This is a genomic window from Bradyrhizobium valentinum, assembly GCF_001440405.1.
Lineage (GTDB): Bacteria > Pseudomonadota > Alphaproteobacteria > Rhizobiales > Xanthobacteraceae > Bradyrhizobium > Bradyrhizobium valentinum.
In genome coordinates, this window is record NZ_LLXX01000034.1 from 1 (window position 1) to 17,096 (window position 17,096).

Below are 17,096 nucleotides of genomic sequence, written 5' to 3' on the forward strand. Positions count from 1 at the left end.
GGTGGCCGGCTGCGACGAGGCCGGGCGCGGTCCGCTGGCGGGGCCGGTGGTGGCGGCCGCCGTCGTGCTCGATCCCAAGCGAATCCCCAAAGGTATCGACGATTCCAAGCGGCTGACGGCGGAGCGCCGCGAGGAACTATTCGAGGAGATCTGCGCGACATCGTCCTTTGCGGTCGCCTTTGCCTCGCCGGCACGGATCGATCGCGACAATATCTTGCGCGCCTCGCTCTGGGCGCTGGCGCGGGCCGTGCGCGCGTTGCCCGAAATGCCGAAGCATGTGTTCGTCGACGGCCGCGACAGGATCGATGCGCCTTGCGACTGCGATGCGGTGATCGGCGGCGACGGGCTTGTCGTGTCGATCGCGGCCGCCTCGATCATCGCCAAGGTGACGCGCGACCGCCTGATGAGCGCATTGGCGCTGGATTGCCCGGGCTATGGTTTCGAAACCCACAAGGGCTATGCCGTGCCGGAACACCGCGAGGCGCTGGACCGGTTAGGCCCGAGCATCCACCACCGCCGCTTTTTCGCTCCCGTCATTGCCGCGCGGTTGAAACATTATCCCGAGACGGCCGAAGAAACGATCGAACCTGATCTCTTCGCCGTGGACGGGGAGGTCACTTCCGATATCTCGGCCACGATCTGAGGCCGGTTGCCTCGGCGGCTCGTGCCCTCTATCAAACGTCCTGGGGAAAGGGCTGCTCGGCCCGGGCATTCGGACGTTTCATGCGCTTCACCTCGCTCGTTGTCGAACTGATCCGCGCCCGGCCGCGGCTGGTGGTCTGGATCGTGGTGCTGGTCCAGGCCGGACTGTGGCTGGTCCTGCCGATGCTGCTCTATCCGAGCCCACCCGGGGACCTTGCGACCGTGCTGGCCTTCGGCCGGGAATACCAGGTCGGAACCTGGCTCGGTCCGCCGCTGGCGTTCTGGCTCGCCGATATCGCCTTCCGCGCCGCCGGCAACAACATGTTCGGCGTCTACCTGCTGGCTCAGGTCTGCGCCGTCGTTACCTTCTGGATCTACTATCAACTGGCCCGCGCGATTGTCGGCGGACAGCAGGCGGTGCTCGCGGTCCTGCTCTCGATGACGGTGGTGGCCTTCAGTTCGCCCGGCGTCGAGTTCGGCCCGCTGGTGCTCGCACGCCCGCTATGGGCGCTGCTTTTGCTGCATTCCTGGCAATTGATCGGCCAGAACCGGCGCAACGCGTGGTTTGCCTGGTCGATCGAGGCCGGACTTTTGCTGCTGACGACGTCAGCCGCGCCGGGGCTACTGCTGCTGCTCGCTGGATTTGCCGTTGCCACCGTGCGGGGGCGGCGGGTGCTGATGTCGCTCGATCCGCTCTATGCGCTGCTCGTGATTGCGGTTCTGGTGCTGCCCTATCTGATCTGGCTGCTCCGCGCCGACGCACTGGCAATGCCGCCCTGGCCGGCGATCTCCGATCTCGGCGCGCGCGCCCTGCAATGGGGCTGGCTGCTCGTCGGCCTGGTGCTTGCGATGTCCGCCATCGTGCTGCTGGTGATCCTCAATTCCGGCTGGTTCGCCCGCCATGCCGAAGAAGCTCCGATCATCTACCGGCCGCCGGTCGATCCGCTGGCGCGCGACTTCGTGTTTTTTTTCGCCATCGTCCCGGCGCTGCTCGGAAGTTTGCTGGCCGGGCTGTTCAATCTGGACCACGTCGTGGGCGGCGCGGGCGTTGCATTGCTGATGTCCGGGCTTGCCGTGATCGTGGCGACCGGCGATCTGATCCACCTGCGGCGTCAGCGTGTGTTGCGCACGGTCTGGGCCGCGGCGGTCGCCGCTCCCGCCCTCGCGGTGATTGCAACCACGTTTGTTCTGCCGTGGACCGGCGCTGCCGAAGTGCCGACCTTGCTGCCGGCGAAAGCGATTGCGCATTTCTTCGGCGACAATTTCGAACGCCGAACCAATCAGCGGCTGCGCGCCGTGGCCGGCGATCCGCAACTGGCGAGTTTCATCGCGATGAGCGCCGGGCGCCCGCATCTGTTGCTTGATGCCACGCCGGAACGAACGCCGTGGCTGTCGGTCGCAAAATTCAACCAGACCGGCGGCGTCGTGGTCTGGCGCGCTTCCGACACGTCAGGCATGCCACCGCCGGATATCGCGCAGCGGTTTCCGGGTCTCGTACCAGAAGTGCCGCGCGCCTTCGAATGGATGGTGAACGGACGCCAGCCGTTATTGCGCATCGGCTGGGCCATCGTGCGGCCGAAGGCGCCGTAGGCCTAGGCCCGCGGCGCCGCGGCTTCAAATTTGAATTTCATAGCGAACGTAGAAGGCATCGATCGGTGCGCTGACCCGAAAAGATGGAAGCGGGAAGACTTCCCAAAGCCTGGTGGCGTCCAATCGCCCAATGTTATGAAGAAATGTCTCTTTCAGAGCCGGCTTCACGTTTCCGCGCCGATCGAGAAATTGCCCCCATCGCGCCATTCCCTGAAATCGCCTGTCATGCTCCATCACCACGCGCGATCGAACATATTCCTCAGGAAACAGGCGGCGATAGGCCTCGATGCCGTAAAGCCATGAACGGCCCTCGACATGCCGGGCATCAGGGAAGCGTTGCCTGATGCTGGCAAACATGTTCGCGAGCTCGCGCTGTCGTTCTCCGGTCCTGCCTCTGCTCAATGAGCCCAGGGTATCGCGGTTGTAGAAGTGTAGGCGAACGATCCCGCTGTCGTCGCTGGCGTGGAAATCGAAGCAGCCGAATACGTGATCGGGAAACGCCGGTCGTTCTTCAGGGGCTTGCGTATAGAACTGCTGCGTCCAGCCGGCGCGTTGCTCATGTGTGCCAAGCCTTGAAAGCCCGTGAGCATATTCGCGCCATTGCGGGTTCAGTCCATCCCGGGTGACGTCTCCAAGGCCGAACCGGCGATGAAAATTGGTGTAGAGCAACACCGCCTCGGCGATTGGCATCGACTTTGTTTCGGCGATAGCCTCGGCAAAACGAAGCTGCAGGTCGAAAAAATCGCGATAGCGCTCGGCTCTCTCATTCATGCCGCGGCCCCATCATTGCGGCGGACTGGTCTCCAGCGCCTTCGCAATGGAGCGCAGATCTTGCCACGACATTCGCTTGTAGGACGGAGAGCGCAACAAATAGGCCGGGTGGAACGTCGCCATGGCGCGGATGGTGCGTGTGCCGGTGTCGTAGTTGAACCATTTCCCGCGCGTCTTCATGATGCCCTCGCGGGTCGACAATAGCGTTTGTGTCGAGGGGTTGCCGAGCGTCACGAGCACATCCGGGTTCACAAGCTCGATTTGCCGCTGGATGAACGGCAGGCAGATTTGCGTTTCCTGCGGCGTTGGCGTCCGGTTCCCGGGCGGTCGCCAGGGGATCACGTTGGCGATGTAGGCCTTGCTGCGGTCGAGCCCGATCGCGGCGATCATCCGGTCAAGCAACTTGCCGGAACGTCCGACGAAGGGCAGGCCCTCGATGTCTTCGTCGCGCCCGGGCGCCTCGCCAACGAACATGATGCGGGCTTGCGGATTGCCGTCGGCAAACACCAGCCGCGTCGCGGTGGTTCGGAGCGCGCAGCCCTCGAAATTTTCGAGCAACGCGCGCAACGCTTCCAGCGTTGGGGCCGCTCGTGCCGCTTCGCGCGCGATGGCGATGGCCGCTTCCGGCGCCGGCGCTATTTCGCTGCGCGGAACCGCCGGCATCGCTGCGGGCATTTCCCTCACCGGGCGGGGCGGCGCAGCCTCGCGGACCGGGGTAGTGGCGGCGGGGATGTCGGGCTCGGTAAGCCGATCGACCGGCTCCTCCGCCAGCGCGCAATCGACCCCGGCCTCCAGATAAAAGGCCAGCAATTGCCGAATATTGGGCGCGGGTTCGGGGATCAGATCCATTATGCCAATCTAATATGGATCGCGCCGGCGTGAAACGCCTCGCATTGCATTTCCATGGTTGTCCTCCCCGCAAAAATCGGAAACAACGAGCCTTTAGAGCCGTTCTCAATTGGGCTGAGATCAGATCATGAGTGCAGAAGAGCTTCCTCCCCGCGAATCCATGGAATTCGACGTCGTGATCGTCGGCGCCGGCCCGTCAGGCCTGGCTGCGGCGATCCGGCTGAAGCAGCTCAATGCCGACCTCAGCATCGTTGTGGTGGAGAAGGGTTCCGAGGTCGGAGCGCATATTCTGTCAGGCGCCGTGATCGATCCGATCTCCCTCGACAAGCTAATTCCGGATTGGCGCGAGGACGCTGATTGCCCGCTGAAGACCCAGGTAAAGGACGACCGTTTCTACTGGACCACGGCAACCAGCGCGATCCGGCTGCCCAACTTCGCCATGCCGCCGCTGATGAACAACCATCACTGCTATATCGGTTCGCTCGGCGATGTCTGCCGCTGGCTGGGGCCGAAGGCGGAGGCGCTCGGCGTCGAAATCTATCCGGGCTTTGCCGCGGCAGAAGTGCTGTACGACGACAACGGCGCGGTGCGGGGCATCGCGACCGGCGACATGGGCATCGCCAGGGATGGCAGCCTCAAGGATTCTTTCACGCGCGGCATGGAACTGCTCGGCAAATACACACTGTTCGCCGAAGGCGCGCGCGGCAGCCTGAGCAAGCAGTTGATCGCGAAATACTCGCTCGATGCCAACAGCGAGCCGTCGAAATTCGGCATCGGGTTGAAGGAAGTCTGGGAGATCGATCCGTCCAAGCACCAGAAGGGCCTGATCCAGCACTCGTTCGGCTGGCCGCTCAACAATTCGACCGGCGGCGGCTCGTTCCTCTACCACTACGACGACAACAAGGTGGCGGTCGGCTTCGTCGTGCATCTCAATTACGACGATCCGTATCTGTCGCCGTTCGACGAATTCCAGCGCTTCAAGACGCATCCCTCGATTCGGACCGTGTTCGAAGGCGGCAGGCGGATCGGCTATGGCGCGCGCGCCATCACCGAGGGCGGCTATCAGTCGGTGCCGCGTCTGAGTTTCCCGGGCGGCGCGCTGATCGGCTGCGCAGCGGGTTTCGTCAACGTGCCGCGCATCAAGGGCGTGCACAATGCGATGGGCAGCGGCATGCTCGCGGCCGAACATGTCGCCGCGGCGCTCGGCGCCGGCCGCGCCAATGACGAACTGGTCAGCTACGATAACGCCTGGCGGGATTCCGCCGTGGGTAAGGACCTGTACCGGGTCCGCAACGTCAAGCCGCTATGGTCGAAGTTTGGCACCATCATCGGCGTGGCGCTCGGCGGGTTCGACATGTGGTGCAACACGCTGGGCTTCTCGCTGTTCGGAACCCAGTCGCACGCCAAGCCCGACCGCAAGACGCTGGATGCGGCGAAGGCGCACACCCCGATCGCCTATCCCAAGCCGGACGGCAAGCTGACCTTCGACAAGCTGTCCTCGGTGTTCCTCTCCAACACCAACCATGAAGAGGACCAGCCGGTTCATCTCAAGGTCGCCGACATGAACCTGCAAAAGGCGTCCGAGCACGATGTCTATGCGGGACCTTCGAACCGCTATTGCCCGGCCGGCGTTTATGAGTGGGTCGAGGAGGCCGCAGGCCCGCGCTTCCAGATCAACGCCCAGAACTGCGTCCACTGCAAAACCTGCGACGTGAAGGACCCGAACGGCAACATCACCTGGGTTCCGCCGGAGGGTGGCGGCGGACCCAACTATCAAGGTATGTAGAGAGAGGCCGTATTGACCACGATTGCGTGAGTTGGAGGAGGTTGATACCGCCTCCGGCCACGATACCGCCACAGTAAAAGCGTTTCCGGGTTGTGCTGGCTAAATCGGAGCCCTAAGGGCCTAATCTGCCAATCGATTCGCCAACCCGTATCCTTGCGGTTGAGGGCCAAAAGCGGCATTGTCGCTGCCCGAGATGCCGCCGCTTGGGTTTGCATTCGAGACCGATCGGTAACGATCCTGCCATACATCCTGGAGCTAGGCGAACGTGATGCTTTCCACTCGTATGAATCGTTGGACCTTCGCCGCAATTACTCTCGCCGCACTGGCCGCGCCGGCTGCGGTTTCGGCGCAGACGCCTGAACACACGGCCGATAACGCCGCGCAATTCCCCACCAAGTCCGATCTGAAATCGCTGACGACGTCCGGCAGCTATCTGGCCGCGCGCCACGCCAGTGTCGAGCGCGATGCGGCTTCGGCGGCGGCGTTCTATCGCTCCGCGCTGCGCACCGATCCGAAGAACAACGAACTGCTGGACCGCGCCTTCATCTCCTCGCTCGCCGATGGCGACATCGATGAGGCGGTCAAGCTCGCCGATCGCATCCTGACGATGGACAAGGCGAACCGGGTCGCGCGGCTGGTAGTCGGCGTCCGTGACCTCAAGCAGAAGAAGTATGCGGCCGCGCAGCTCAACATCAACCAGTCGATCCGCGGACCGATCACCGACCTCGTGGCGACGCTGCTGTCGGGATGGGCGAGCTATGGCGCAGGCGATGCCAAGGCGGCGGTCGCCAATATCGACAAGCTGACCGGCCCCGAATGGTATCCGATCTTCAAGGATCTCCATACCGGCATGATCCTCGAGATCTCGGGCAAGGACAAGGATGCCGGCGCGCGGTTCGAGCGCGCCTACAAGCTCGACGATTCGATGCTGCGCGTGTCCGACGCCTATGCGCGCTGGTTGTCGCGCAACAAGGACGGCGCGGCGGCGGCCGGCATTTACGAGGCGTTCGACAAGAAGCTGCCGCGGCATCCGCTGGTGCTGGAAGGCCTGCGCGACACCCGGGCCGGCAAGAAGCTGCCGGCGCTGGTCGATTCGGCGCAAGCCGGCGCGGCCGAAGCGCTCTACGGGATCGGCGCTACACTGACCCGCCGCGGCGGCGAGGATCTGGCGCTGGTCTATTTGCAGCTCGCACTCTACCTGCAGCCCAATCATCCGTTGGCGCTGCTGTCGCTCGCCGATCTCTACGAGTCCGTGAAGAAGCCCCAGATGGCGATCAAGGTCTACGAGCGCATGCCGGCGAGTTCGCCGCTCAAGCGCAATGCGCAGATCCAGCTTGCCACCAATCTCGACGCCGCCGACCGCAGCGACGAGGCGATCAAGATACTCAAGGGCGTCACCGCCGAGGCGCCGAAGGATATCGAGGCCATCATGGCGCTCGGCAACATCGAGCGCGGCCGAAAGAAATTCAACGATTGCGCCAACACCTATACACTGGCGATCGACGCGATGCCCGGGGTGACGGACAAAAATACCTGGGTCACCTACTATTATCGCGGCATATGCGAGGAGCGCTCCAAGCAGTGGAGCAAGGCCGAGGCCGACATGCGCAAGGCGCTGGAGCTGCAGCCCGAGCAGCCGCATGTCCTGAACTATCTCGGCTATTCCTGGATCGACCAGGGCATCAATCTCGATGAAGGCATGAAGATGATCAGGCGCGCCGTCGACCAGCGTCCCGACGACGGCTACATCGTGGATTCGCTGGGCTGGGCGTTTTACCGGATCGGCAACTTTGAAGACGCGGTGAAGAACCTCGAGCGCGCGATCGATCTCAAGCCCGAAGATCCGACCATCAACGACCATCTCGGCGATGCCTATTGGCGCGTCGGGCGGACGCTGGAAGCCAAATTCCAGTGGGCCCATGCCCGCGACCTCAAGCCCGAGGCGGAGGAACTGCCGAAGATCGAGGCCAAGATTGCCAACGGTCTGCCCGAAGATACCTCTTCTGCGGCTTCCGCCGACAAGAAGAAAGAAGACGGCAGGGGCGGCTGAGGCAAGGACTTTGGGGGCTGTTCGGCAATGCCGGGACTGAGTGATGAAGGGCGCGCCAAGGTCAACCTGACCTTGCAGGTGAATGGTCGTCGTGCGGACGGCTACCATGATCTCGAAAGCGTGGTGGCGTTCGCCGATTGCGCCGATCGGCTGACGCTGACGCCCGGTCACGATCTTAATTTGAAGTTGTCGGGACCGCTGGCGCAGGCCTGCGGCGAGACGTCGGACAATCTGGTGCTCAAGGCCGCGCGTCTGTTGGCCGAGCGCGTACCGAATATGAAGACCGGCAGTTTCTCGCTCGACAAGGTCTTGCCGGTTGCCGCCGGGATCGGCGGAGGCTCGGCCGACGCCGCGGCGGCGCTACGGCTGCTTTCGCAGTTGAACGGGCTCGCGCTCGACGACCCCCGCATCATCGAGGTTGCGGAACTGACCGGCGCGGACGTGCCGGTCTGCGTCAAGTCGCGCGGCTGCGTCATGACCGGCGTCGGCGAGACGCTGCAGCCGCTCAGTCTGCCGAAAATGCCCTGCGTGATGGTCAATCCCGGCGTTCCCGTCGCGACCCGCGACGTCTTCAACGCGCTCGGCCTGCGCAATGGCGAACTATTGGTCGGCGCCACCGACGTGCTGCTGCAGGACCGGTGGCCCGACGAGAAGGCATCGCTCGAAGATTGGGTTGAAGCGCTTGCCGCCAGTTCGAACGATCTGGAAGCGCCCGCCATGCGCGTCCAGCCCGTGATCGGTGAGGTCATCTCGGCGCTCAACGCCACCGACGGCGCCTGGCTGGCGCGGATGTCCGGATCGGGCGCCACCTGCTTTGCGATCTATGAGAACACCGCCGAGGCCGGCCGCGCGGCGGAGAAAATCCGGCGCGATCACCCGGGATGGTGGGTGCATGCGGGAACGCTGAGCTGAGATGCTCTCGTAAGATGAGTGGAGCGAAAGCGATACCCATCGATTTGGCCCGAATGAAGGTGATGGGTTTCGCTGCGCTCTACCCATCCTACGGAGCTAGGCCGCCGCGCCAGCGCCAGCGAAACACCGAGGCCCGCGATGAACAGCCCCGAGCCCTGTCGCAATCGTTGAAGGAAGTTCGGCCTTCGCGTGAGACCACCGCGCGCCGTGGCGGCCATCATCACCACGATGATATCGACAAGCGTGTTCAGCGCGACCGAGATCAGGCCCAGCGCCATGAACTGCAGCGCCGGATAGCTGCCGGCCGGGTCGAGGAATTGCGGAATGAAGGCCAGGAAGAACGCCGCGGTCTTGGGGTTCAAGGCTTCGACCAGCACGCCTTCCCGAAACGCCCGTTGCGTACCGACCGCGACGGCTTGTTGCGGCATCAGGTTACGCGCCTCGCGAAACGTCTTGAGGCCAAGCCAGACCAGATAGAGCGCGCCTGCAAATTTGAGCGCGGTGAACAGCTCGGCGCTGGCCAGGATGATCGCCGAGACCCCAAGCGCGCCCGCGACCACATGCACGAGCCCGCCGAGCGCCGTTCCAAATGTCGAGGCGAAGCCGGCGCTTTTGCCGCCGGACAGCGTCCGTGCCGCGACGTAAAAGATTCCAGGACCGGGCACGGCGGCAACGATGAGCGCGGCCAGGAGAAACAATGTGAAGTTAGTACCGTTCAATGCAATCTCTCTTGTAGGATGGGTAGAGCGCTGTCATCACCCGCGAAGGCGGGTGATCCAGTATTCCAGAGACGTCAGTGATCGAATCGATAGGCCGCGGCGTACTGGATACCCCGCCGTCGCGGGGTATGACGGAAGCGGAATCAATGCGACCTTGCCAGACAGAACGCCACGACCTGTTCGAGCGCGGTTTTCATCGGCGAGGCCGGGAACAGCGCCAGCGCGTCGACGGCCATCGCGCCGTAATGCTGGGCGCGGCTGATCGTATCTTCCAGCGCGCGGTGCTTGGTCATCAGGCCAATTGCATGATCGAGATCGCTGTCGCCGATCTCGCCGCGCTCCAACGCCTTGATCCAGAACTTGCGCTCGCTGTCATTGCCGCGGCGGAATGCCAGCACCACCGGCAGCGTGATCTTGCCTTCGCGGAAATCGTCGCCGATGTTCTTGCCGAGTTTTGCGGCCTTGCCGCCATAGTCCAGCACGTCGTCGACGAGCTGGAATGCGATGCCGAGATTCATGCCGACCGAGCGGCATGCTGTCTGCTCGGCCTTCGGCCGGTTGGCGATCACCGGTCCGACCTCGCAGGCGGCGGCGAACAGTTCGGCCGTCTTGCCCCTGATGACCGCGAGGTATTCGTCCTCGGTGGTCGCGGTGTTCTTGGCCGCCGCAAGCTGCATCACCTCGCCTTCGGCGATGGTGGCTGCTGCGGAGGAGAGGATGTCCAGCGCGCGCAGCGAGCCGACCTCGACCATCATGCGGAAGGCCTGGCCGAGCAGGAAATCGCCGACCAGCACGCTCGCCTCGTTGCCCCACAGCATCCGCGCCGACAGCTTGCCGCGGCGCAGCTCGCTCTCGTCGACCACGTCGTCATGCAACAGCGTTGCGGTGTGCATGAACTCGACGGAGGCGGCGAGCTTGATATGACCATCGCCGGAATAGCCGGTGAGGCTTGCCATCGCCAGCGTCAGCATCGGGCGGAGACGTTTGCCACCGGAAGAGATCAGGTGGTTGGCGACCTCCGGAATCATGGTGACTTCCGACCCCGTCCGCGACAGGATCGTGGCGTTGACCCGCTCCATGTCGGCGGCGACGAGCCCGACCAGCGCATCTATCGAAGCGTTCGGGCTCTCGAAAGGTACAATAACCGCCACGCGGGTCTCCAAATTTGGCCAATTCGCACTATCCTTAATCTACAATAGAAAGTGCGGGCTATGGCGGCAAGGGCACGTAGAGGGCGCGTAGCGGTTGACAGGAGCCGCATTGCCCTCCCAGCCAGGGATAAGGAGAGCGCAAATTGCGGGAATTGGTCAGGACCAACGATATCGTGCTGGTTTCCGCGGTCGGTGCGCTGCTCGACGGCGCCAATATCCATCATCTGGTGCTGGACCAGAACATGAGCGTGATCGAGGGATCGATCGGCATCCTGCCGCGCCGCATCCTGGTCCATGAGGACGACAATCGCGCGGCGCGCCAGCTACTGACGGAGGCGGGCCTGGCTCACGAATTACGCGCCGATGACTGACCCCGTCCTCGAACTCACCGAGGATGCGTTTCTCGGCGGGCAATTGCGTTTGATGCAACTGAAATCGGGACATCGCGCCGGTCACGATGCGGTGCTGCTGGCGGCGGCGACCCCGGCCCGTTCGGGCGACCGGGTCGCTGATCTAGGCGCCGGCGTCGGGGTTGCCGGCCTGGCGGTTGCCCGGCGCGTGGCCGGCATCGACCTGGTCCTGGTCGAGATCGATGCGGCGCTGGCGGGCCTTGCGCGCGCCAATGCGGATGCGAATGCGATTCAAGCCGACGTGATCGTGCTCGATGTGGAAGCTGATGCCACAGCCTTTGCCGCTGCCGGACTTGCTCCTGATAGCGTCGATGCGGTGCTGATGAATCCGCCCTTCAACGATCCCGCGCGGCATCGCATCTCGCCGGACACGGCGCGCGGGACCGCGCATATGGCGACCGCAGCGACGCTCTCAAAATGGGTTCACGCCGCGCGGCGCATTCTCAGGTCGAGGGGGACGCTGACACTGATCTGGCGCGCCGACGGAATTGCCGAGGTGCTCTCGGCGCTCGATCACGGTTTCGGGAGCTTGCAGGTCCTGGCGGTCCATGGCGACGCGCGGGGGCCTGCCAACCGCATCCTGATTCGCGCCACCAAGGGTGGGCGGGCGCCGACGCAAATCCTTCCCGCCCTGATGCTCAATGACGAGCAAGGGGTGCCCAACAAAAGGGTGCAGGAGGTTCTGGCCGGGAAGGGGAGCTTACCGCTCGCGAACCCGTAAAGGTGGCGCGCACGCCCAATTCCTGGAACAGGACACTATTGCGGAAGCGTCTCTGACTGTTGTTTGGGCGCCGATGTAAAGTGGATCGCGGCCAGAAGGCTGCCGATGAGCATTATCAGCAGGTAGATTTTCATGTCAGTCTCCGCTGCGCCATTGCAGCTTTAACGTCTGCAAGGCAAAAGGCGTTCCGGCCAAAAAGGCGTTTCGGCCTTTGCAATGACAGTGGTGCGATAAAAAATGGTTAATTCGAGGTAACGGCATGACTCAACAAATAAGTGATCGCGCGGGATTGCCGAACCTTATTGACAGGGTGAAGCAACTCATTCCGGCAAGATTCCGGCGCGACGCCGTAGTTGTTCCGGTGGTGCGCCTGTCGGGTGTCATCGGTGCAGTAACGCCGTTGCGGCCGGGCTTGACGCTGGCGGGCATCGCCAGGACGCTCGAACGTGCTTTCGCCACCAAGCACGCCAAGGCGGTGGCGGTGGTGATCAATTCGCCCGGCGGCTCGCCGGTGCAATCGCGCCAGATCTATTTGCGGATCAGGCAGCTTGCCGCAGAAAAGAAACTGCCGGTGCTGGTGTTCGTCGAGGACGTCGCGGCATCCGGCGGCTACATGATCGCCTGCGCCGGTGACGAGATATTCTGCGATCCGTCCTCGATCCTCGGCTCGATCGGTGTGGTCGGCGGCAGTTTCGGTTTTCAGGACCTGCTCAAACGAATTGGAGTGGAGCGGCGGCTCTACACGGCAGGCGAGCACAAGGCGATGCTCGATCCGTTCCTGCCGGAAGACCCCGATGACGTTGCACGCCTAAAGGCGCTTCAGCGCGAGATCCACGCTATCTTTATCGCGCTGGTAAAAGGCAGCCGCGGTGCGCGCCTCAAGGACGCCGACGACGTCTTGTTTACCGGCGAGTACTGGGCGGGCGAGAGGTCCGTGTCGCTGGGCCTTGCGGATAAGATCGGCGATCTCCGCTCGACGCTGCGCGAGCGCTATGGCGAGAAGGTGCTGACGCCCGTCATCGCGCCCGCAAGTGGGATGCTGGCCGGGCTGTTGGGCCGGAGGTCGCCGGGGGCGGGCTCGTTGGCCGCCTTCGACGGTATCGGCGGATTGCCGGATGAACTGATTTCGGCGCTCGAAACCCGGGCAATTTGGGCCAGATTCGGGTTCTAGCGATCAACTGGAGGTCAACGAGCCGCGCCATTTAGTCCCAAAAGCGGAATTGCGGCGCAGGCCCGCTTGGGCGACAATGTGGGCATTGGGGGCTGACACGTGAACGACAAGGATCGACCGATGCCGCCGCTGATCGCATTCGCGGGTGCCCTGGGTGGGCTTGCCGTGGTCCGCTGGGCCTACAAGACCGCCGTCCGCATCAACAGGGAACTGGAGGAGGCGCGCCTGGCGCGCGTCACCGAGGCGGCCCAGACGGCCGATATTCCGACGCTGCGCCGCGACCCCGTCACGGGAGCTTATCGGCCGGGTTAGCCGCCGGCCCTCATCCTGAGGAGCGGGCGTGAGCCCGCGTCTCGAAGGATGGCCGCACAATCGGGGCCTCGCCTCATGGTTCGAGACGCGCGGCGCTGCCGCGCTCCTCACCACGAGGAATACAAGGCCCCATCGCCTTGATTCCCTGCCTCCGCGTCGATACGGTCCCGCGCGCTTCAAAACCCCCTCGCGAGACCGATTCTGCCGATGGACGCTTTGCCTGCCCATATGCGCCCGGAACGTTCGTTCCAGGGCTTCATCCTTGCTCTCCAGCGGTTCTGGGCAGAGCAGGGCTGCGTGATCCTGCAGCCCTACGACATGGAAATGGGCGCTGGCACGTTCCATCCCGCGACGACGCTGCGCGCGCTTGGGCCCAAGCGCTGGAACGCAGCCTATGTTCAGCCCTCGCGCCGGCCGAAGGACGGCCGTTACGGCGAAAATCCCAACCGGCTGCAGCACTATTATCAGTTTCAGGTGATCATGAAGCCGTCGCCGCCGAACCTTCAGGATCTGTACCTGAGGTCGCTGGCCGCGATCGGCATCGATTCGAGCCTGCACGACATCCGCTTTGTCGAGGACGATTGGGAAAGCCCGACGCTCGGCGCCTGGGGACTGGGCTGGGAGTGCTGGTGCGACGGCATGGAAGTCAGCCAGTTCACCTACTTCCAGCAGGTCGCGGGCGTCGAATGCGCGCCTGTTGCGGGTGAACTGACATACGGGCTGGAGCGCCTGGCGATGTATGTGCAGGGCGTCGACCGCGTCTACGATCTCAATTTCAATGGTCGAGAGGGTGCCGATAAAGTGACTTACGGCGACGTGTTCCTGCAGGCCGAACAGGAATATTCCCGTCACAATTTCGAGCATTCCGATTCCGAGATGCTATTCAAGCAGTTCACGATGGCGGAAGAAGCCTGCCGGAAATATCTCGCGGCCGGATGGAAAGAGACCAGCAATCAGAAAGAACATCTGATGGCGCTGCCGGCGTACGACCAGTGCATCAAGGCGAGCCATGTCTTCAATCTGCTCGACGCCCGCGGCGTGATCTCGGTGACCGAGCGGCAGAGCTACATCATGCGCGTGCGCGAACTGGCAAAAGCCTGCGGCGAAGCCTGGGTTCACACCGAAGCGGGCAGGGCGGTCTGATGCCTGATCTTCTGCTGGAGCTGTTCTCCGAGGAAATCCCCGCGCGCATGCAGGCGAAGGCGGCGGACGATCTGCGCCGCATGGTCACCGACAAGCTCGTCGCCGAGGGCCTGGTCTATGAAGGCGCAAAAGCATTCGCGACGCCGCGGCGGCTCGCGCTGACCGTGCACGGCATTCCGATGCGGCAATCCGACCTGAAGGAAGAGCGCCGCGGCCCCCGCGTCGGCGGGCCCGATGCGGCGATGCAGGGATTCTTGAAAGCGACCGGGCTTGCCCGGATCGAAGATGCCAAGATTCAAACCGACCCGAAGAAGGGCGATTTCTACATCGCGCTGATCGAAAAGCCGGGACGCGCCACCATCGACGTGCTCGCCGAGATTCTGCCGGTCATCATCAGGACTTTCCCGTGGCCGAAATCGATGCGCTGGGGCGAACGGTCGACCAAGTCGGGCTCGCTCTCCTGGGTGCGGCCGCTGCATTCGATCATCGCGACCTTTGGGCCCGAGACCGAAGAGCCCGACGTGGTGAAGTTTTCCGTCGACGGCATCGAGGCCGGTCAGACCACCTTCGGCCATCGGTTCATGGCGCCCGCTGCGATCTCCGTGCGCCGTTTCGAGGATTACGAAGCCAAGCTGAAGGCGGCAAAGGTCGTGCTCGACCTTCAGGCGCGCAGGGACATTATCCTGGCCGACGCCAAGCAATTGGCGTTCGCGCAGGGCTTTGAGCTGGTCGAGGACCAGGCGCTGGCGGACGAGGTCGCAGGCCTCGTCGAATGGCCGGTCGCGTTGATGGGGTCTTTCGACGAGGAGTATCTCACGATCCCGGATGAAGTGATCCGCGCCACCATCCGCAACAACCAGAAATGTTTTGTGGTCAGCGATCCCAAGGATCCTGACAAGACGGGCAAGCTCACCAACAAGTTCATCCTCACCGCCAACATCGAGGCTACGGACGGCGGCAAGACCATCATTGGCGGTAACGAGCGCGTCATCCGCGCGCGGCTGAGCGATGCGAAATTCTTCTACGAGACCGACCTGAAGACGAAGCTCGAAGCTCGCTTGCCGAAGTTCGAGCAGATCGTGTTTCACGAAAAGCTCGGCACGCAAGCCGAGCGGATCAAGCGCATCGAGCGGCTGGCCGCCGAGATCGCGCCGCTGGTCGGCGCCGATGTCGAAAAGGCCAAGCGCGCCGCGCATCTGGCGAAAGCCGATCTGCTCACCGAAGTCGTCGGCGAATTCCCTGAGCTGCAAGGCTTGATGGGGAAGTACTACGCTCTGGCGCAGGGCGAAGACGCCTCCGTCGCCGCGGCGAGCGAGGAGCACTACAGGCCGCAAGGGCCCGCCGATCGCGTGCCGACTGATCCCGTGAGTCTAGCGGTCGCGCTGGCCGACAAGATCGATACGCTGGTTGGCTTCTGGGCGATCGATGAAAAGCCGACGGGAAGCAAAGACCCATACGCATTGCGACGAGCGGCGTTGGGCATCATTCGTATCGCGATTGAGCGTGGAGTGGATTTATATCCTCGGGGCCTTCTCGAAGGGCACATCAAGAGAATTCGTGCAGATCTCTCCGACGAACCTATTTCCGACATCGGCGACTCTTTCCAAGATTTCTTCGAGGATCGCCTTACCGTTCAGCTTCGCGACCAGGGTAGGCGCCATGATCTGGTAGAGGCGGTGCTCCATCTTCGCGGTGGGGAGGTCGGTCTTGTCTCGTTGGTCCGTCGCGTCGAGGCGCTCGGCAAGTTCCTCGACACCGACGACGGCAAAAACCTGCTTGCGGGGACCAAGCGTGCGAGTAACATCCTCTCGATCGAGGAGAAAAAGGACAAGCGCACGTTCGACGGCGCGCCGGATGCCGGGCTGTACAATTTGCCTGAGGAAAAGGCGCTCGCTCAGGCGATCGATCAGGTTAAGCATGAGGCCGCAGCCGCTGTTGCCAGGGAAGATTTCGCCACCGCGATGAGCGCGATGGCAAAGCTGCGTCCGGCCGTCGATGCGTTCTTCGACAAGGTCAAGGTCAATGACGATGAACCCAAGGTGCGCGAGAACCGACTAAAGCTTCTGAATGAAATCCGTGCGGCGACCCGTGCGGTTGCGGATTTTTCGAAGATCGAAGGCTAGATCATGGATCGTCAGACGCTCGCCGCTTACGACTTGGATGCGGCGGCGTTCGCGAAGGACTGGGTCGATCAGCCGGCGCCCGTCGACCTGCAGGAAATCGTCGAGCGGTTTTTCGTGCGCGGCGGCACCTCGGCCGATATCGGCTGCGGCTGCGGCCGCGAGGTCGCCTGGCTCCACGCGAACGGTTTTTCGGCCGTGGGCTTCGATGCCTCGGAAGGCCTGCTCAACGAGGCACGCCGGCGATATCCATCGCTCAAGTTCGCACATGCCGAATTGCCCGACCTGCGCGGCGTCGGCACGTTCGACAACGTCCTGTGCGAAACCGTGATCATGCATCTCGACCGCAAGCAGATTGCGGCATCGGTTCGCCGTCTGCTCGATATCGTCAAGCCCAGCGGCATTCTCTATCTGAGCTGGCGCGTCACCGAGGGCGCCGATCAACGCGATGCACAGGGACGGCTTTACGTGGCGTTCGATGCCGCCTTGGTGCTGGCGGAATTGAAGACGACGACGGTGTTGCTCGATGAAGAGGCGGTCAGCGCCTCGTCGGGAAAGAAGATCCACCGGCTCGTGGTGAAGAAGCCGGGACTGGAGATCAGGGAATAGTTGCAAGGTAGGCAAAGCGATTTGTCCGCCCACACCTGCCAGCCTGCCAGACCTCATCCTGAGGAGCGCGTCTTCGCGCGTCTCGAAGGATGAAGGCCCCGGCTGGGGCCGCATGGTTCTCCCGGCGATGCGAAGCATCG

At 63.3% G+C, this 17,096-nt stretch carries 15 protein-coding genes and 1 pseudogene; 12 read left to right on the top strand and 4 right to left on the bottom strand.

All coding sequences use genetic code 11. The features are described from left to right. Together CP49_RS06635 and CP49_RS06640 are read left to right on the top strand one after the other, a co-directional pair. Positions 1–643, top strand: a 643-nt coding sequence (locus tag CP49_RS06635) for a ribonuclease HII (protein WP_057849497.1), incomplete at its 5' end; no start/stop codon positions are given. A gap of 80 nt (positions 644–723) precedes the next feature. Beyond that, the gene (locus tag CP49_RS06640) at positions 724–2,232 is read left to right on the top strand and encodes a glycosyltransferase family 39 protein (protein WP_057849498.1); all 1,509 of its coding nucleotides are present in this window, start codon (positions 724–726) and stop codon (positions 2,230–2,232) included. Between the two features lie 24 nt (positions 2,233–2,256). On the opposite strand, the gene CP49_RS06645 is transcribed toward CP49_RS06640, so the two are convergent. Together CP49_RS06645 and CP49_RS06650 are read right to left on the bottom strand one after the other, a co-directional pair. Then, entirely contained in the window at positions 2,257–3,003 is a 747-nt protein-coding gene (locus tag CP49_RS06645; protein WP_057849499.1) for a hypothetical protein, read from the bottom strand. A 12-nt stretch (positions 3,004–3,015) separates the two neighbouring features. Further along, on the bottom strand, positions 3,016–3,846 hold the full coding sequence (locus CP49_RS06650) for a uracil-DNA glycosylase (protein ID WP_057849529.1): 831 nt from the start codon (positions 3,844–3,846) through the stop codon (positions 3,016–3,018). A gap of 133 nt (positions 3,847–3,979) precedes the next feature. Here CP49_RS06650 and CP49_RS06655 point away from each other — a divergent pair, with 133 nt between their 5' ends. The 3 genes from CP49_RS06655 to CP49_RS06665 all read left to right on the top strand — a co-directional run bounded on the left by CP49_RS06655 (position 3,980) and on the right by CP49_RS06665 (position 8,600). Continuing rightward, positions 3,980–5,638 (top strand): electron transfer flavoprotein-ubiquinone oxidoreductase, encoded by a 1,659-nt coding sequence (locus CP49_RS06655; RefSeq protein ID WP_057849500.1) that lies wholly within the window; start codon positions 3,980–3,982, stop codon positions 5,636–5,638. 268 nt (positions 5,639–5,906) lie between these two features. After that, positions 5,907–7,688: a tetratricopeptide repeat protein gene (locus tag CP49_RS06660; protein ID WP_057849501.1), complete on the top strand. Its 1,782-nt coding sequence runs from the start codon at positions 5,907–5,909 to the stop codon at positions 7,686–7,688. A gap of 27 nt (positions 7,689–7,715) precedes the next feature. Continuing rightward, on the top strand, positions 7,716–8,600 hold the full coding sequence (locus tag CP49_RS06665; protein ID WP_057849502.1) for a 4-(cytidine 5'-diphospho)-2-C-methyl-D-erythritol kinase: 885 nt from the start codon (positions 7,716–7,718) through the stop codon (positions 8,598–8,600). Between the two features lie 98 nt (positions 8,601–8,698). On the opposite strand, the pseudogene CP49_RS06670 reads toward CP49_RS06665, so the two are convergent. Both CP49_RS06670 and CP49_RS06675 read right to left on the bottom strand, forming a co-directional pair. Further along, positions 8,699–9,319: pseudogene (locus CP49_RS06670) on the bottom strand (LysE family translocator); the annotation flags it as partial. Between the two features lie 143 nt (positions 9,320–9,462). Continuing rightward, positions 9,463–10,470 (bottom strand): polyprenyl synthetase family protein, encoded by a 1,008-nt coding sequence (locus tag CP49_RS06675; RefSeq protein ID WP_057849530.1) that lies wholly within the window; start codon positions 10,468–10,470, stop codon positions 9,463–9,465. A 143-nt stretch (positions 10,471–10,613) separates the two neighbouring features. On the opposite strand from CP49_RS06675, the gene CP49_RS06680 reads away from it, so the two are divergent. The 7 genes from CP49_RS06680 to CP49_RS06710 all read left to right on the top strand — a co-directional run bounded on the left by CP49_RS06680 (position 10,614) and on the right by CP49_RS06710 (position 16,956). Continuing rightward, on the top strand, positions 10,614–10,841 hold the full coding sequence (locus tag CP49_RS06680) for a putative signal transducing protein (RefSeq protein WP_057849503.1): 228 nt from the start codon (positions 10,614–10,616) through the stop codon (positions 10,839–10,841). Beyond that, positions 10,834–11,601: a tRNA1(Val) (adenine(37)-N6)-methyltransferase gene (locus tag CP49_RS06685; RefSeq protein ID WP_057849504.1), complete on the top strand. Its 768-nt coding sequence runs from the start codon at positions 10,834–10,836 to the stop codon at positions 11,599–11,601. Before CP49_RS06680 ends, CP49_RS06685 begins: the two co-directional genes overlap by 8 nt. Positions 11,602–11,860: 259 nt before the next feature. Further along, complete coding sequence (locus tag CP49_RS06690; RefSeq protein WP_057849505.1) at positions 11,861–12,772, top strand: S49 family peptidase; 912 nt, start codon at positions 11,861–11,863, stop codon at positions 12,770–12,772. A 120-nt stretch (positions 12,773–12,892) separates the two neighbouring features. Then, positions 12,893–13,084, top strand: a complete 192-nt coding sequence (locus CP49_RS06695; protein ID WP_057849531.1) for a hypothetical protein — start codon at positions 12,893–12,895, stop codon at positions 13,082–13,084. Between the two features lie 207 nt (positions 13,085–13,291). Beyond that, entirely contained in the window at positions 13,292–14,227 is a 936-nt protein-coding gene (locus CP49_RS06700) for a glycine--tRNA ligase subunit alpha (RefSeq protein ID WP_057849506.1), read from the top strand. Next, complete coding sequence (gene glyS / locus CP49_RS06705; protein WP_057849507.1) at positions 14,227–16,350, top strand: glycine--tRNA ligase subunit beta; 2,124 nt, start codon at positions 14,227–14,229, stop codon at positions 16,348–16,350. Before CP49_RS06700 ends, glyS begins: the two co-directional genes overlap by 1 nt. A gap of 3 nt (positions 16,351–16,353) precedes the next feature. Then, the gene (locus CP49_RS06710) at positions 16,354–16,956 is read left to right on the top strand and encodes a class I SAM-dependent methyltransferase (RefSeq protein WP_057849508.1); all 603 of its coding nucleotides are present in this window, start codon (positions 16,354–16,356) and stop codon (positions 16,954–16,956) included. The last annotated feature ends 140 nt before the right edge of the window (positions 16,957–17,096 follow it).

Bases quoted from the DNA above. Each gene is read 5' to 3' on its own strand.
- CP49_RS06640 (WP_057849498.1), top strand. From the start codon at position 724: ATGCGCTTCACCTCGCTCGTTGTCGAACTGATCCGCGCCCGGCCGCGG.
- glyS (WP_057849507.1), top strand. From the start codon at position 14,227: ATGCCTGATCTTCTGCTGGAGCTGTTCTCCGAGGAAATCCCCGCGCGC.
- CP49_RS06700 (WP_057849506.1), top strand. From the start codon at position 13,292: ATGGACGCTTTGCCTGCCCATATGCGCCCGGAACGTTCGTTCCAGGGC.
- CP49_RS06685 (WP_057849504.1), top strand. From the start codon at position 10,834: ATGACTGACCCCGTCCTCGAACTCACCGAGGATGCGTTTCTCGGCGGG.
- CP49_RS06665 (WP_057849502.1), top strand. From the start codon at position 7,716: ATGCCGGGACTGAGTGATGAAGGGCGCGCCAAGGTCAACCTGACCTTG.
- CP49_RS06690 (WP_057849505.1), top strand. From the start codon at position 11,861: ATGACTCAACAAATAAGTGATCGCGCGGGATTGCCGAACCTTATTGAC.
- CP49_RS06660 (WP_057849501.1), top strand. From the start codon at position 5,907: ATGCTTTCCACTCGTATGAATCGTTGGACCTTCGCCGCAATTACTCTC.
- CP49_RS06655 (WP_057849500.1), top strand. From the start codon at position 3,980: ATGAGTGCAGAAGAGCTTCCTCCCCGCGAATCCATGGAATTCGACGTC.
- CP49_RS06710 (WP_057849508.1), top strand. From the start codon at position 16,354: ATGGATCGTCAGACGCTCGCCGCTTACGACTTGGATGCGGCGGCGTTC.
- CP49_RS06645 (WP_057849499.1), bottom strand. From the start codon at position 3,003: ATGAATGAGAGAGCCGAGCGCTATCGCGATTTTTTCGACCTGCAGCTT.
- CP49_RS06695 (WP_057849531.1), top strand. From the start codon at position 12,893: ATGCCGCCGCTGATCGCATTCGCGGGTGCCCTGGGTGGGCTTGCCGTG.